This is a genomic window from Nocardia sp. NPDC050630, from assembly GCF_044457245.1.
Lineage (GTDB): Bacteria > Actinomycetota > Actinomycetes > Mycobacteriales > Mycobacteriaceae > Nocardia.
Genome location: NZ_JBITGN010000001.1, coordinates 963,943 through 978,793 on the forward strand (window position 1 = coordinate 963,943; position 14,851 = coordinate 978,793).

Annotated in this window: 13 protein-coding genes; 1 reads left to right on the top strand and 12 read right to left on the bottom strand. The window is 65.1% G+C overall.

Translation table 11 applies throughout. The features are described 5' to 3' along the window. Nucleotides 1-2 precede the first annotated feature (2 nt). The 3 genes from ACIBG0_RS04250 to ACIBG0_RS04260 form a co-directional block, all read right to left on the bottom strand. On the bottom strand, nt 3-1,103 hold the full coding sequence (locus ACIBG0_RS04250) for an SPFH domain-containing protein (RefSeq protein ID WP_364340530.1): 1,101 nt from the start codon (nt 1,101-1,103) through the stop codon (nt 3-5). A gap of 37 nt (nt 1,104-1,140) precedes the next feature. Beyond that, entirely contained in the window at nt 1,141-1,374 is a 234-nt protein-coding gene (locus ACIBG0_RS04255) for a hypothetical protein (protein ID WP_397029061.1), read from the bottom strand. A gap of 66 nt (nt 1,375-1,440) precedes the next feature. After that, nucleotides 1,441-2,358, bottom strand: coding sequence for a hypothetical protein (locus ACIBG0_RS04260; protein WP_397029062.1), 918 nt, complete (start codon nt 2,356-2,358; stop codon nt 1,441-1,443). Between the two features lie 147 nt (nt 2,359-2,505). On the opposite strand from ACIBG0_RS04260, the gene ACIBG0_RS04265 reads away from it, so the two are divergent. Beyond that, nucleotides 2,506-5,442 carry a tetratricopeptide repeat protein gene (locus tag ACIBG0_RS04265; RefSeq protein WP_397029064.1) on the top strand — a complete coding sequence of 979 codons (2,937 nt, stop codon included), beginning with the start codon at nt 2,506-2,508 and terminating at the stop codon, nt 5,440-5,442. A gap of 29 nt (nt 5,443-5,471) precedes the next feature. On the opposite strand, the gene ACIBG0_RS04270 is transcribed toward ACIBG0_RS04265, so the two are convergent. From ACIBG0_RS04270 to ACIBG0_RS04310, 9 genes are all read right to left on the bottom strand, one after another. After that, nucleotides 5,472-6,098, bottom strand: a complete 627-nt coding sequence (locus ACIBG0_RS04270; protein WP_397029066.1) for a TetR/AcrR family transcriptional regulator — start codon at nt 6,096-6,098, stop codon at nt 5,472-5,474. A gap of 82 nt (nt 6,099-6,180) precedes the next feature. Then, nucleotides 6,181-7,500 (bottom strand): pyridoxal-phosphate dependent enzyme, encoded by a 1,320-nt coding sequence (locus tag ACIBG0_RS04275; RefSeq protein ID WP_397029068.1) that lies wholly within the window; start codon nt 7,498-7,500, stop codon nt 6,181-6,183. Continuing rightward, nucleotides 7,500-9,086 (bottom strand): decarboxylase, encoded by a 1,587-nt coding sequence (locus ACIBG0_RS04280; RefSeq protein ID WP_397029070.1) that lies wholly within the window; start codon nt 9,084-9,086, stop codon nt 7,500-7,502. Before ACIBG0_RS04280 ends, ACIBG0_RS04275 begins: the two co-directional genes overlap by 1 nt. After that, nucleotides 9,083-10,375: a heavy-metal-associated domain-containing protein gene (locus ACIBG0_RS04285; protein WP_397029072.1), complete on the bottom strand. Its 1,293-nt coding sequence runs from the start codon at nt 10,373-10,375 to the stop codon at nt 9,083-9,085. Before ACIBG0_RS04285 ends, ACIBG0_RS04280 begins: the two co-directional genes overlap by 4 nt. Further along, nucleotides 10,372-11,580 (bottom strand): aminotransferase class V-fold PLP-dependent enzyme, encoded by a 1,209-nt coding sequence (locus tag ACIBG0_RS04290; RefSeq protein WP_397029074.1) that lies wholly within the window; start codon nt 11,578-11,580, stop codon nt 10,372-10,374. Before ACIBG0_RS04290 ends, ACIBG0_RS04285 begins: the two co-directional genes overlap by 4 nt. 217 nt (nt 11,581-11,797) lie before the next feature. Then, the gene (locus ACIBG0_RS04295; RefSeq protein ID WP_397029076.1) at nt 11,798-12,232 is read right to left on the bottom strand and encodes a CBS domain-containing protein; all 435 of its coding nucleotides are present in this window, start codon (nt 12,230-12,232) and stop codon (nt 11,798-11,800) included. Nucleotides 12,233-12,316: 84 nt separating this feature from the next. After that, nucleotides 12,317-13,576, bottom strand: a complete 1,260-nt coding sequence (locus ACIBG0_RS04300) for a PucR family transcriptional regulator (protein WP_397029078.1) — start codon at nt 13,574-13,576, stop codon at nt 12,317-12,319. A 503-nt stretch (nt 13,577-14,079) separates the two neighbouring features. Further along, nucleotides 14,080-14,277, bottom strand: coding sequence for a hypothetical protein (locus ACIBG0_RS04305; protein ID WP_397029080.1), 198 nt, complete (start codon nt 14,275-14,277; stop codon nt 14,080-14,082). 189 nt (nt 14,278-14,466) lie between these two features. Beyond that, the gene (locus ACIBG0_RS04310; protein WP_397029082.1) at nt 14,467-14,703 is read right to left on the bottom strand and encodes a hypothetical protein; all 237 of its coding nucleotides are present in this window, start codon (nt 14,701-14,703) and stop codon (nt 14,467-14,469) included. Nucleotides 14,704-14,851 lie beyond the last annotated feature (148 nt).

Genomic DNA, 14,851 nt, shown 5'->3' on the forward strand with positions numbered 1-14,851 from the left:
CTTTAACCCGCATTTTCCCCGTCGTTGGATGAAAGCGCTTTTTGTAACGAATTGAATACAGTCAGGCCCTGACCGACCATTCCGTTGACCAATTCGCCGACGCCGTCGGGTCCGTTGAGCACCGTCAGGTTGGCGTTCGCCAGGCCGTTGGAGGCCTGCTTGACGATTTCCGGCAGCTGCTCGATCAGCAACTGGTCCAAGGCGATCCGGTTGTTCGAGGCTGCCGCCTCGGCCTGGATCCGGGTCCGATCGGCCTCGGCCACGGCGAGGATGCGCACCCGTTCCGCTTCGGCCTGAGCGGGTTTCACGACTTCGGCCTGCAACTGCTGCTCGCGCAACTCGGCCTCTTTGCGCGCCTGTTCGGCCTGTGCGGTGAGCACCTCCTGCATCGCCTTGGCCTCGGCCAGCGGGCCGGCCTGTGCCGCTTCGGCATTGGCCTTATCGATATCCTGCTGATACTGCGCCTGGAGAATGGCGGTCTCGCGCTGATATTCGGCTCGGCGGCGAAGCGATTCCTGTTCGGCCTCGGCGGCATGCTGGGCTGCCTGTGATTGGGCGATCTGCGCATCGCGCTGTACCGCCGCGTTGTGCGGTGCGGCCAGTGCGGTGATGTATCCCAGATTGCCGTCATCGATGGATTGGATTTGGAACGAATCCACCCACAGACCGATGTTGCTCATCTCCACCTTGGAGGCCACCAGCACTTCGTCGGCCAGCCGCTGGCGTTCGCGGATGATCTCCTCGACCGTCATCGAGCCGACGATCGAGCGCAGGTGTCCGGAGAAGATGCGCCCGGTCAGCACCGACATCTCCCGCTCCTGTTCGGACAGAAAGCGTTGGGCCGCATTGACGATCGACTGGGTGTCATTGGCGACCTTGAACGCGATCACCGCGCGCACCTCGAGCTGGATGGCCTGTTTGGTCACGCAGCGTTCTTTGATCTCGGCCTCGAACATGGCCAGCGACAGATAGCTCACCTTGCGGAAGAAGGGCATCACCCATTTGCCGCGTCCGATGACGACGCCGAAGGGCGCGTTGTCCTTGCTCTTACCGCCGCTGACCAGCATCGCCTCGTCAGGATCGGGAACGTGATAACCCAGCACTGTGTCTCCCTAGCAGTTCATTACTTCGGTCGCGGTCTCAGATGTCGTCGACCGGGACGGATTCCAGCGGAATCCACGGCACCACATCAACGATGCGGCCCGGTTGTACCGCGATGATCAAGACGGCTTCACCGGCCGAGATCGGCTCGGCTGCCCGCGCGATATATATCTCCGTGCCCCCGCGAATCGCAACCAATACTTCGCCGAGCATTCCGGGACCCCGGATCGGCGAGGTGAGCGTACCCGTCAAACCTTGCACGGGGTCGGTCATCGCGATGAACTCCTCGCACTCGGTGCCAGAATTGTCAGAGTACGCGCGATTCACCAAGGACTCCGGTTACGAGAGGGACTCGGCGATGATGCGTCCGACCGATTTCTTGGTGAGATAGTGCGCCGCATCGTGTGGACTGGAACCATTATCGAGTTCGGGGTGGGTCGTGGGCACCACATCGCGACCGGGCGCGGACGGGAAATACGGTGCCAGATCCAGATGCGCCGCGACGATATCGTCGCGATCCGCCAAATTCTCCCAGCGGGTGAGCGCAGCGGGCACCATCGGCGGTTGCGGGCGTAGTAGCGGATAGATGATGGACTGCAGCGCCAGCGGTGAACCCAGCGTGACCAGTGCCGCAGGCTGTTGGGTCTGGTGTAGCGCCTCATAGGCGACCACCGAGCCGAGCGAGTGTCCGATGACCAGCCGGGTGTCCGGACCGATCAGGTCGAGCACCTGTTGCTGCGCGAATTCACGCACCGTTTCCTCGGACAGATATCTGCTGACCTGGGCCAGTGACCGGTTGACGAATTTTCCCGCCATCCCGAAACCGAAAGGCGCGAACCACTTCAGCTTGGTGAGGGCATTGGCCGCCGGTCTGGCCTTGCGGCCCAAGCCCTGCGCCCCCTCGGTGCCGAGTGCGGAATTGTCCAGGTAGCGTTGCGCTTCCAGTCGATCGCGCTGGTCGGCCGCCTGATCGGCCGCGGTGGTCAACCATGCCTCGGCGATCCGCTCGGTGAGTTCGTCCTCCGTACCGACCGGTCCGCCGCCGCCCTGAGCGCCTGGGTCGAGAAAAGCATTGCCGTAGAACGCCATTCGCGCCTCGAGCACACCCGGGCGCTGGCCGCGCCACAGTTGATCCGCGAGTTCGCCGAATCCGGCGGTGCGCACCCCTGCCGCCAGTGCCGGAAGCCATTGCGCTTCCAACAGATCCGCGCCGTACTGTTCCTGCGCGATCCCGTGCACCAACACGATCGTTGCCATCAGCCGCCCCCGTTGTCGCTTGCCCCGATGTCTATTCGGGTACCTTCCTACCACGCATGGCTGACCCGTTCGAGCGACCTGCGAGCAGTCGCTACGGCAGGTGTCGAGGTCGCCGGGGAGTCGACGGTGGGAAATGGTGGTGCTGATATGGGAGGAAGGCTCGCCCTGGTGGTCGGGTCCGAGTGTGCGGCACTGGGGGAACTGGGGTTCACCGGTGAATTGGCCACAGGTCTCTATGGAACATTGACCGAATCCGGCGGCTGGCGGGCAGCAACGGAGGTGCCGGGTCCGGTGCTGAATCCGACGGTGGCACAGCTGGTTACGGCGGTCGACGCGGCCTTCGAGGCGGCGGCACGGGAGCAGGCGACGCTGCTGATCGGATTCGTCGGGCACGGTACCGCGACCAGCGCGGAGGATTTCTTTCTGCTCGGCCATGATTCGCCCGCGGTGCCGAACTCGCATACGGCCTTCCATCTGACACAGGAGATTCGTGAGCGGTTGAACCGATCGGTGTTGGACGGGCTGGTGGTTCTGGTCGACGCATGTGAGACCGAACAGGGCGTGCTCGGCGCGGCCCGCCGCTGGACCGACCTGCTGTCGCGGGCGGCGGGCCGGATGGAGTTGCTGGTCGCCGCCGGTGACGGGCCCGCGTATGCCGGATGCTTCACCCGGACGCTGCTGTCCACCTTCGCGGCCGGACTGCCCGCGCGCGGGGAGAATCTGCTGCCGTCGGATCTGCTCGACCCGATCGCTGCGGCGTGCCCCCGGCAGCAACCGGAACATCTCTCGTTCACCTCGGGCACGGTATCCGCGGCAGAAGGGGGTGACCCAGGCCTGTGGCTGGTGCCGAATATCGCCCGCCGCCGCGATGCCGTAACCGGCCGGCCAGCAGCGGGTTTCGTCGATCAACTCACCCGCAGACTGTTATTGACCCCGGCCGTGCGCGAGACTCTCGACGATATCGTCGGATCCGGCAGTTACCGGTTGCGTGGGGTGATCGGACCACCCGGTGTCGGCAAATCGACCTTGCTGGCGATGCTCATCCGGCCGAGCTTGGTCGACACGCTACCCGTCGCGCCCGAATACATCACGGCCGCTGTATTTTTGACCGTCAGCAGTTCTATCGAGGCGGTCGCTGCAGAGCTTTCCGCGCAATTGAGCACCCGCCTGCCCGGCTTCCGCGCCGCAGTCTCGGCGGCGCGGAGCTTGGCCAGGCACAGCCTCACACCACCCGACGTCTTCGATGTCGAGGTGCGCCAACCGCTGGCGGACTTGGGCGGAGGGGGTCGCCGGGTCACCATCGTCGTGGATGGACTGAACGAACCAGAGCAGGGCACCCAGCGACTGCTGGTGGCCGCGGTCGCGGAGTTGACCCGCAGACCGGAGCTCGCGCACGTCCGGGTGATCGTGGGAATACGAGAGGGGCTCGGCTTCGAGAACGATCCGGAGCTGCGGCATATGCATCGGATCGTGGTCGCCGAGCCGGTGGCCGAAGATATCGCCGCCATTGTGGAATCGGCCGGATATGAGCGCGCCGCCGTCGACGAGCAGGAATGGGTCAGCTGGATCGACGCCCGGTTGGCCGAAACACCATCAGCGCGAGCCGATTATCCCGCGGCCGCGGCGGGTTGGTTGCTGGCCGGATTGCTGGCCGAGGTTGCCACCGAGGTCACCGATCGGGTGGTTGCCGAGGATATCGGCGTCGATGGTCTGGTAGCGCTGCGGGTGGGTGCGGCTATCCGGGCCGCGGCGGGAGATGGACCGGATATCGCAAAGGATATCGCCGATGTCTGGGGGATCGGCGCGATGCTCGGTGTGCTCGTCGCGGCGGGTGTCGGTCCGGTGCTGCCGCTGGAGCTGCTGGACGCGGCGATGCGAGAACTCGGAGCCGACGTGAGCATTGCCGGAATCCGCGATCTCACAGTGGGTTTGGGCATACTGGTCACGCGCAGCCGCCCGGGGACGGTCGACGAATCGCTCGGTATCGCCCATGCTGCCCTGCTCCCCGGACTGACCGATGAATGCGACCGCCTCGGCGTGCACAGCGAGGATGCGCACCGCGCGGTGATCGCGGCCATCGAGGCGGGCACCACCGAGCGCGTGGCCGACTATGCCCGTGGCGCGGCGGTGCGCCACTATCTGGCCTATGGCGCAGCGGCGGCCGCTTTCGGCTATCTCGAATCGCTGGAAACCACACGCGTGGTGGACAATCGGGATCTGTGGGCCGCCTGGCTGCCGAGCTTTACCGCCGCGATGGGGCCGGATCATCGCGTCACCCTGCTGGTTCGCAATCATCTCGCGAATTGCCGTGGCCGTAGTGGCGAATTCGCCACCGCCGTCACCGAATTGGAAGAGCTGGCTCGTGATCAGACCCGAGTGCTCGGCGCGGATGATCTGGATACGGTCACCACTCGCTACGACATCGCGGATTGGCGCGGCCATATGGGCCAGCTCGAGCGGACGGTCGCGGAGTTCGAACGACTCGTTATCGATCACGCCCGAATCCTCGGCACTGATCACCCGTGGACGCTGCGCGCGCGAAACAGCTTGGCCTATTGGCGCAGTGAGCGTGGCAGCCTACGGCGCGCGGTCATCGAATTCGAACAGTTGATCGCCGATCAGGAGCGCATCCTCGGACCGGTCGACCCGCAAACCCTGCGTACTCGGCTGCATCTCGCGCGTTCCCGCGCCATGGCGGGCGAATTGACCCGGGCCTTCGCCGAATTCGAACTACTGCTCCTCGACCAGGTCCGCATCCTCGGCCCGGATGACGCCCAGACCCTGCGCACCCGCATCAGCATGGCGCGCTGGCGCCGGGAGAGTGGCGAAACGCCCAAGGCCATTACCGAATACGCGGCCCTGCTGGCGGATCAGTTGCGCATTCTCGGGCCGGATCATCCGGACACGCTGCACACCCGCAATTGCCTCGCGGGCTGCCACGGCGAGGCGGGTGACATCGGCGTCGCCATTGCCGCATTCGAGCCACTGCTCGCCGATCAGATCCGCGTCCTCGGGCCCGACCATCCGCACACCCTGCTCACCCGCAGCAACCTGGAATACTGGCGTGCCCGTTCCGGCGGATAGTCGAGGCAGGCGGTCGAAAGAGGGTGGAATCAAGACTGGTACAGGGAGCGGTAGGCGGCGAGCGTCGCCACACAGTGGTCGATCACCTGCTCGCGGGTGGCGCGCAGCGATCCGTTCAACCAGGCCGAGAACATGCCCGCATTACCGCTGGCCATGGTGAGCGCGGCCAGTCTGCGGCGGACCGGGTCATCGATATGGGCGAACAGGTGATCCTGCAGGACCTTGGTGAAGACCGGCATGACCGCGATGGTGGTCTGGCCGAGGCCGGTACTCGAATACGGTTCGACCAGAAACAGCCGGGACTTGCGGGGATCGGCGAGCACCTTGTCGACCAGGATCTCCGACAGCACGCGGTCACGGGAGGGGTCGGCGGCGGCGAAGGCCGTCATCGGTTCCAGGAATTCGTCGGCGACCTGGCGGTAGAGCACATCCAGCAGTTCGTCGCGGCTGGCGAAGCTCTCATAGAAGTACCGGTCGGTGAGATTGGCGCGCCGACATACCGCGCGCATGGTCACCCCGCCCGCACCCGACTCCCCGATCAGGTCGAGCGCGGCCTCGAGCAGGGCGGCGCGGCGCGCCTCCCGCCGTTCGGTGAGCGTGGTACCGCCCCAGATCCGCGGACCCGCATCGTCAGCTGATTCCTGGCCTTTCTGCACCCGCCCACACTAATGCCTGCCGGTCGGGACGAGATCAGGACCGCGCACACCGCCTTCGGGTTCCGTTCCCTGCGGGGATGGTTCAGCCGCCGCGTTCGAGTGCGAATCCGGCATCGCGCCAAGCGACGATCCCACCGTCGAGGCTGCTGGCGGCGAAACCGTCCTGGCGGGCGATGGCAGCGAAGCGCAGCGATAGCTCGCCAACCGGGCAGACGAAGACCAGGGGGCGCGATCGGGAGAACGGGATGCCGTGGGTGAACATATCGTCGAGTTGGTCGTCACGGATATTGATCGAGCCCGGCACATGGCCGATGCGGTAGGCCATCGCGCCGCGGGTGTCCACGATGGTCGGCCGGGCGGTGCGGTCCAGTTCGGCCAGTTCATCCGGGGACACTGCCGGTGTCGCGGCGAGTTCGGCCGTGGTGGGTGCGCGGCGGCGGTCGGCGCGGTCGAAGAGTTCCGGCCTGCGCTTTTTGATATAGGACAGATACGGCTCGAGTCGATCGCAAACAATGACGACCGCCACCACCGGTGCATTCGACGAAACAGCGTGCTCGCCAAGGGTTTCCAGCGCCGCAGCATAGCTCGCGCCGCTGGTTGGACCGGCTAGGATGCCGTATCCGGTGGCCAATGCGAGGGTGGCGTCCACTGCGCGGGTGGAATCGATGGTCACGATGCGGTCGTAGAAATCGGGTTGGAACAGCCCCACATCCCACATCTCGCTCTCCGAGCGGATACCGGGTATGAAATCCGACCGATCGGAAACCACGGCGATGCAGCGCAATTCGGGATTGTGTTTGCGTAGATAGGTGGCGGTGCCGCGGGTGGACCCGGTGGTGCCGAGTCCACCGATCAGATAGTCGATGCGGGTGATACCGTCGGCAGTCAGATCTTCATGGATTTCGCGGCCGGTGCCGTGGTGATGTGCCTCGATGTTCTTCTCATTGGTGTACTGCGAGGCGTGGTAGTAGGCGCCCGGTTCCTTGGTCATGGTCGCGTCGATTACCGAATACACGTCGTTCGGAGTGGTCGGATCCGGACATTCGGACAACCCGGGCAACTCCACGATTTCGGTGCCGAATAGCTGCAGCAGCTCCCGCACCTCCGCGACCTTGATCCGATTGGTCACCGCGCGCAGACCGATGCCGTGTATCGCGCCGAGAATGCGCAGCGCCTTGGCGGTATTGCCGCTGGAGGCCTCGATGAGTGTCTGCCCGCGCGCGCGGATCTCGTCCAGATCGTCGCGGATCATGCCCCAGGCCACCCGGTCCTTGACCGAGCCGAAGGGATTGTGCGACTCCAATTTCGCGTACAGCTCGACATTTGCCAGGCCGTGCACCGCCGGATCCAGCCGCAGCAGCGGCGTATTGCCGATCAGCTCGGTGATGTGGTCATAGCGCATTACGGCGCCTCGGAGGGGCGGCGCGGCAGTGGCGGTCGATGCGGGCCGCGCGGCGGAGTACGGCGCGGTGGCGGCAGACCGACGGGTTTCAGCGGTTCATAATCGGTATCCCGATAGACTTCAAAACTTCCCGCGCGGTGCACGACAGCGAGTTTCGCGGGCAGTGCGTGCATCGACGCCGAGGCTGCGGACAGATCCATGTGATAGGCGCCGGTATTCGGGAAAACCACCAGATCACCCTGGCGTGGGCACTCGGGCAGCCACACCTTGTGATTGGTGATCAGATCGCGCTCCAGGCACAGGCGGCCAGCGAAATACACACCGACCGGCCCGGATTCGACCACCGGTCGCAATGCCGGCATGGTGTCGGCGGCGCTGCACAGCGGCGTCACATTATCGCCCCGAACGGGCGCGGTACTCGGCGTATGCGCGACACTCGGCAGGATCACCGGATCGACCATGACCTCCTGATCCGCCGGAGTCACCTGATCCCGACTCAGATCCAGATTCACCAGCACCGTGCCATCGGCGAGTTCCTTGACGAACTCCACCCGCGACACCGTCACCCCCGCATGATCGACCAACGCCTTACCCGGCTCCAACCAGATATCGAGCATATTGTCCCCGGCCACCTGGGCCACGGTGCGGCCACCGTGGCGCTGCAGCGGCGCGCCGAGCAGATCGTCCAACATCCGCGTCGCCGGCACGGTGTTCGCGTACTTGTGGAAGACCGGAATCCCATGCACCGCACCGTCATCGATGTGATAGCCGAAGGTGTTGTTCGACCAGCTCATCGATTCGCCTCGGCCGAGCAACGATTCGCGCAATGCCCGCACATACCCGTCGAAGCGGTCCGCGTCCTCGGTGAACACCTGCCGGAAACCGCCGCCGATATTCAGCACCGAAGGGCCGAGGCCACCGGCGTAGGCACGCTCGACCAGCCCGAGGCAGGCGTCGATGGCCCGGATGCGTTCGGCGGTATCGCCGGAGTCGATATGAAAGGCGAAGCCTAGGAACGCGATTCGTCGACGGTTGGCCGACAGCAGATCCAAGGCCTGGTCCACATGGGCCAGCGGCACACCGAACCGGCTCACCGCCGTCTCGTCGAAACCGGAAACCCGCAGCAGCACTGGTACTTTCGCGCGATCACCGGCCAATTCGATGATCCGCCGCAGCTCCCACAGATTGTCGACATTGATGGTGACGCCGCAATCGATCAGATCGCGCAGGAACCCTTCACCTTTCGGCCCGGTCACCTCGATTCGCATCGGGTCGAATCCGGCACCGATGGCACTGGCCAACTCCTGCGGGGATGCCACATCGATGGCGATGCCGGCATGTTCGGCAGTGCGTACGAAGGCGTGCGACTGGTTCACCTTGTGCGCGTAGCAGATTCGGTAGCGCGCGCCCTTGTTGTCGAGAACGGCGCGTAACCGTTTCAGGTTCTCCGCGTAGACCTGCGGAAACACCAGGTGGATCGGGGATCCGAAGCGAATCAGCGTTTCCTCGACCCCGTCGCGGGTATCGAGAAAGGCGCGTACCAGCGGATGGATCTTCGCGGGTAGCGCCGGTGGCGGTGCCGTCATACGGCGGATTCCGTGGGCTGAGACCGGGTCTGCGCCCCTGTGGTTCGCGCCGGTTTCTCGGTCACCGGGTTGTAGCCGCCGTCGCGGAGCGACTCGAAGGCGCGGGCCCGATTGCGCGGACTGCGGAACTCGGCGACCACCCGTTTGCTGGGCAGATCGATGTCGATCACCTTGATGCCCATCGTCTCCAGCACCCCGGTGATCGTGCGGACACAGTGCTGACAGCTCATATCCGGCACATAAAAGATCCGATCCTCGGCACTGGCGGGCCCGTCGGTGATGAGTTCGTCGAGCTCGACAGTCACCTCGGTGATCCGGACCCGCTCGGTGAGCTGTTCGAAGATCTCGACGAACTTGTCCACCACCAGGGGCAGCAGCGTGTAATGCCCGCCACCGAGATGATGTGGCATGGCGGCCAGGCAGGCGGGGCGAGTATTGGCGGGCAGCAGTGCGTATTGGCGGGAGATGAGATCGAGGTCATCGTGATACTTGGCGATGGCGGCGTCGGCGCTCATTCCCTCGACGCGGGTCGCGCGCCGCATCACCGTGTGCGCGTCTTCGATCGTCGCGTCCTTCATCGCACGCAGTGTCGCCACCGTATCGGCGGTGTATCGCACCGTGCCGTCGGGTTGGGCGGCCAGCGTCACCGGGATCATGCCGCGCCGGTACGTGGAGGCCTGCAGTTCCCAGAACCAGCGGGTGGCGACACCGGAGAAAATACCGGAATCGTGGATGCCCCTGGCGAATTCGGCGGCACTGCGATAAGGCGTCTGCCGCGCCAGCAATGCGTGCTGGGCCAGTGCTCGCCCGGTGGCCTCGATACCGACGCGGAAGATTTCGATCGGATCGTGATCGGTGGTGGTGCCCTCGAGCACCGCATGCTCGCGCGGTCCGAGGTCGCCGACCCGTTGCATGAGTGCGGAATTCGCGGCCAGCGCATGCCACAGCACCAGCACGGTCTCGCGCACGGCGATGGGTACCAGTGGGCCGAGGCCGTCGGCGCGGAAGTGGCCGGTGTTGGGGACACCGTCACTATCGGTCCAGGCGATGCGGTGCGTCGCGCTGGTGACCTGCGCGGGCTGGCACGGCCGCATGAACTGCTGCAGGTACAGCCGCTGTGAATAGGTGAGGTGACTGCCGGGCTCGGGACGCAGTGCGGCACCGGTGTATTCGATATGTCGAGTCGACGGTACCGCGATGGGCGTGGCGAACAACCCGGGGTGGGCCAGGCCCGCCAGCACCCGGGACGCCGCCCTCCGGTCATAGCGCGGGGTGTCGTCCATTCTCATGTGACCTCCTCGGCAATCGTCTTGACGCAGGCCGCGAACCGGTCGATCTCCTCGACGGTGTTGTAGATGTGCGTGCTGACCCGCACCGAGTCCATCACGTCGTCGCCAGCTCGGGGTGAGCAGTGTAAGCCGGTGCGAACCAGAAAACCCAACTCGCTCAATACGAATCCGAGGTCGGTCGCGGAAATGCCTGCGAGGGTGAAGGACACGATGCCGTAGCCGATGGCGCACGGTGCGTGCGCTGGGCCGGGTAGGAAATCCAGCCCGGGTACCGGACGCAGATTATCGATGAGCCGCAGCGTCAGCGCGCGGTTGTGCGCGGCGATCGCCCCGACATCCAGCGATTCCAGTACCGCCAGTGCACTGCCGAGGGCAAGGATGCCCGGAATGTTCTGGGTACCCCCCTCGAGCAGTTCCGGCATGCCGGTCGAGGTCAATCCGGCCTCGGTGAGTTCGACCCCGGTATGCCCGCCGGGCAGGAACGGCAGTAGCCGATCGTGAACTCTGCGGTGGCAGTACAGGATTCCGGTGCCCGGCGCGCCGAACATCTTGTGCGCGGCGAAGATCGCGAAGTCCGCGCCGAGTTCGGTCACGTCCAGCGGCAGATGCCCCGCGCTCTGACTGCAGTCGAAACACAGCAGAATCCGGGGATCGAGTTTCCCACGCAACTCTTCGAGCGTGGTGAGTCCGCCGAAGACGTGATGCAGATGGCTGGTGGTGATCAGTCGGGTGCGCGCGCCGACCTTGGCCAGAATATCGGCGGTATCGGCTTCGCCGAGTTCGGTCACCCGGTAGGGGACCAGTTCGACGCGTCGGCCGAAGCGGGCGAGTACCTGGCGCAGATGGTGCCACGGATGCACATTCGAGGCGTGATCGCTTGGGTTGTAGAGGATTTCGTCGCCGTCATCGAGTTCGGCCAGCCCCCAGGACAGTGCGACGGCATTGAGCGCCGCGGTCGCACCGCTGGTGAAGACCACCTCGGTGGGCGATTCGGCGCCGATGAAGGTCGCCGTGCGCTCGCGGACCCCGGCCAAGCGCGTGGTCAGCTCGGTGGCCCACGGATAGGTGCCTCGACCGGCGTTGGCGGTGCGCGAGGTGTGGTAGCGGTGAATGGTCTCGACGACCGGCAGTGGCTTCTGCGTCGTGGCCGCGCTGTCCAGATAGATCTCCGTGGATTCGGCCAGCGCCGGAAAAAGTTCGCGCACGGTGGCGAGGGGCGATGGTGCCGGTATCCGAGCGGTGATCGATCGGGCTGGATGCGTCCCGGACGCAGGTGACCGCAAGGTGCCGCTCCCTCCGAGAACCGCGCTGGACGTCACCAACGATACGCACTTTCCCGTGCGACTTCGAAGTTTTCTCGTAGCCAACGGCTTTCGACAAGTCGCAGCCAGCAACGGGCCCGTCGCGGATATCCGCGACAGGTCAGTACTGTCCCTGTACGTACTCGACCAGATGCTGGCGTTCGGTCGCCAGTTCGGAGATCGCGCTCTTGACCACATCACCGATGCTGACGATGCCGATCAGGCGGCCGTCGCGGACCACGGGCAGGTGTCGGATGCGATGCTCGGTCATGGTGCCACGCAGTCCGTCGACCCGATCGTCGGGCGCGCAGGTGCGCACATCCACGGTCATGATCTCCGAGACCGGCGTATCGAGCAGCGCCGCGCCGCGCGCGTGCAGACTGCGCACCACATCGCGCTCGGAGACAATGCCGGCGATCCGGTTGCCGTCCGGCGATACCACCACCGCCCCGATATTGTGCTCGGCGAGCGTGCTGAGCAAGTTCCGTACCGTGGTCTCGGGCGCGACGGTCGCCACGTCGCTGCCCTTCCTGTGCAAGATCTCCGCTATTTGCATAATCCACCATCCAGAGGTCGCAGCACTACCAGGATGACGCCTTTGTGATCTCGTGACCAGCACAAATCCGCAACAGGCTGCAATCTACAGCCGTCGGGCCACGCTGCGGTCCAGATCGCGGGCGAGCAGTGCGATAGCGGCCTGTGAGATCCCGGCCGAGGTGGCCAGATCGATCGAGGTCAGCTGGGCGATGCGGCGCAGTCGGTAATCGACGGTATTCGGGTGAACATAGAGCTGACGCGCGGTGAGCTGGCGATTCATATCGTTGCCCAGATAGGCCCGCATGGTGTCGAGCAGTTCGGGGTGGGCGTCGAGCGGATCGAGAATTGTCGCGATGCGTCGGGTGGCGGGGCCGCCGCGGGTGAGCTGATACTCCACGGCCAGGTCGGCCATCTGGTACAGGCCCGGATTGCGTCCGCCGACCCGCACCAGATTCAGTAGTTCGTGGGCCTGTTCGGCGGCATCGGGTATCTGATCTGTCTCGCTGGTGACCAGCGCGGCGGTCAGCGCGACCTCGGCGGATTCGGCGAGCAGTCGCAGTGTTTCGGCGGTCAGGACCGGTGCGTCGTCCTCGATCGGGACCAGCAGCGTGCCGCCCTTGGTACTCAGCAAAGCAAGTACCCGGGATTCGAAGGCGGTGGCCAGTTCCGATTGCAGTCGGCGCAGCTTCCTGCGGGCGGCGACATGGCTGTCGACCCGCGGATCACGCTCGTCCGGATGTTCGGGGATCGATAGCGCCACCACCTGATACGAGTCGGCGATCGGGATGCCGGCCTGGCGGGCGAGTGCGGAACTACCCCGACCGCTCAGCAGCGCGGATGCCAGCGTCTGCGTCGCGGTCTGGTGTTCGCGCGCGACGAGATGCTGTTCCTCGACGTAGGCGTCCGAAACCGCCGCGGTGATCGCCTCCAGGAGTTCGAGCATGAGGTCGGTGGCGACCAGCAGTTCATCGATATCGTCGGCCTTGGCGCGCGCGGTCACCAGTCCGAACGCGATGCGCAGGCCCTCATGGTAGGCGCGCAGGATGGTGCCGAGCGGCACCGCCTCGCGGGCCCATTGTGCCGCCGCCTCCCTGACCTCGCCGAGCTGTTCATCACCGGGAACCGTCCGCTTGTCGAACATTTCGGCGGCCAGCGCCAGGCAGCTGCGGGTCAGCTTGGTGACATCGCCGCGCAACTGTTCGCCCGGCAGCGTGCGACACGGCGCCATACAGGTCGCGAAGTAACCGACCATGCGCGAGGCGACGCGGTCGGTATTGAGTAGGGGAATCGACGCGGGCTGGCCGCCGATCTCGAGGACAGGTTCCGTCGGCTCGACGGACAGATCCAGCGCGGAGAAGGTCATACACGTCGCTCCAGTGCCACATCGGACGTGATAGATCTGCGTCCGAATCGTTGCATCACTATACGAAATAGTTATGAACCACGGAAGACCACGCGAAATCTATTGCGGCGCGGCAACGTTGCGGATTGTCTACCTACGGGCATGTGCGGTGGTGGAAGCTCCAGTGCCCGGTGCGGGTTGCCGAAATCCGTGACCAGCCGTCTTGACATCGGTCTCCGGGAACCGCCGTTGCCTGTGGTTCGCCCCTGCGGCCGTTCGTCCGGGGTTGGTCAGGCACCTGCCGGGTTTCTGTGTCTTCGCGCTGAACTACGGCAGTCGACCGTGCTGGAGGCCGGTGCGGTCCACAACATCACGCTCCAGGACGACTGCGGTCAGGACATGCCCGATCACCTGTCGATGATGCACTCACGGCGCACGGTATCCATTGCGCTGCGAGCACAAGACGCGGCCACATACCCGGTGTGCGCTTTGAACCGCTGGTTCATCGGCGGGGGCGGCGAAATCTACGCCGCGCCTTGCTCTTTCCGCAGTGTGGAATCGATTACTACTGCGCCGCTGCGGATTTCGCGTTCTATCGCGATGGCGGCGTAGTGCTTGCCGCTGGCGCGCAGTTCGGCGATGCGTCGCTGCAATGCCTCGGTGCCGTAGGCGGCGGCGATGTCGGCGATCCCGAGTCGACCGGCAGCGCGTGGTTGATTCATGCGAATGCCCCTGTGGCTCTGGCGCCGAGAGATCCGATGGCGACAGCGGCACGGGCTCCCGGATGCGAAACTCCCTTGTCAAGCACGAGTTTAGAGTGGTGTGTGTGCAGATGCAAGTACATTCGCACGAACATCGCTGTGTGCGAAGCTATTTGGAAGCTGCCCTGGTGAAGCCGTTGGGGTCGAGCGTTATTCGTCGTCTAGTCCGGCCGATAGGTAGGCCGCGGCGGCGAGCCACTGACGGCACTGCGGGCCGTGCACCTCGTGCAGATGCAAGATCTCGCGGGCCTGCCGATAGGTGAGACCGAGCGGTTCGGCACCACAGTCGAGTGGCGCGTACTCCGGCGCCGAGTATTGCCGCAGGGTATCGATCCCGGATCCGCCGGCGATCGTGGCCCCGCGCGGAGTTCGGAATGGCGTACTCATCTCGACCGCCCCTCGCGTCTACCGGATGGGGAGGTGATTGTGGTGACGCCGGCGCGAACTCCCTGCGTACCTCCCCGATTCTCGTGTCGAGTCTAGGCCGTCGGCACTTACAGATGCAAGTACATTTGCACGAACGACCAACAGAAAT

Coding starts and splice junctions, on each gene's coding strand:
- ACIBG0_RS04255 (WP_397029061.1), bottom strand. CDS start 1,374: ATGACCGACCCCGTGCAAGGTTTGACGGGTACGCTCACCTCGCCGATC.
- ACIBG0_RS04260 (WP_397029062.1), bottom strand. CDS start 2,358: ATGGCAACGATCGTGTTGGTGCACGGGATCGCGCAGGAACAGTACGGC.
- ACIBG0_RS04265 (WP_397029064.1), top strand. CDS start 2,506: ATGGGAGGAAGGCTCGCCCTGGTGGTCGGGTCCGAGTGTGCGGCACTG.
- ACIBG0_RS04275 (WP_397029068.1), bottom strand. CDS start 7,500: ATGCGCTATGACCACATCACCGAGCTGATCGGCAATACGCCGCTGCTG.
- ACIBG0_RS04280 (WP_397029070.1), bottom strand. CDS start 9,086: ATGACGGCACCGCCACCGGCGCTACCCGCGAAGATCCATCCGCTGGTA.
- ACIBG0_RS04285 (WP_397029072.1), bottom strand. CDS start 10,375: ATGAGAATGGACGACACCCCGCGCTATGACCGGAGGGCGGCGTCCCGG.
- ACIBG0_RS04295 (WP_397029076.1), bottom strand. CDS start 12,232: ATGCAAATAGCGGAGATCTTGCACAGGAAGGGCAGCGACGTGGCGACC.
- ACIBG0_RS04300 (WP_397029078.1), bottom strand. CDS start 13,576: ATGACCTTCTCCGCGCTGGATCTGTCCGTCGAGCCGACGGAACCTGTC.
- ACIBG0_RS04305 (WP_397029080.1), bottom strand. CDS start 14,277: ATGAATCAACCACGCGCTGCCGGTCGACTCGGGATCGCCGACATCGCC.
- ACIBG0_RS04310 (WP_397029082.1), bottom strand. CDS start 14,703: ATGAGTACGCCATTCCGAACTCCGCGCGGGGCCACGATCGCCGGCGGA.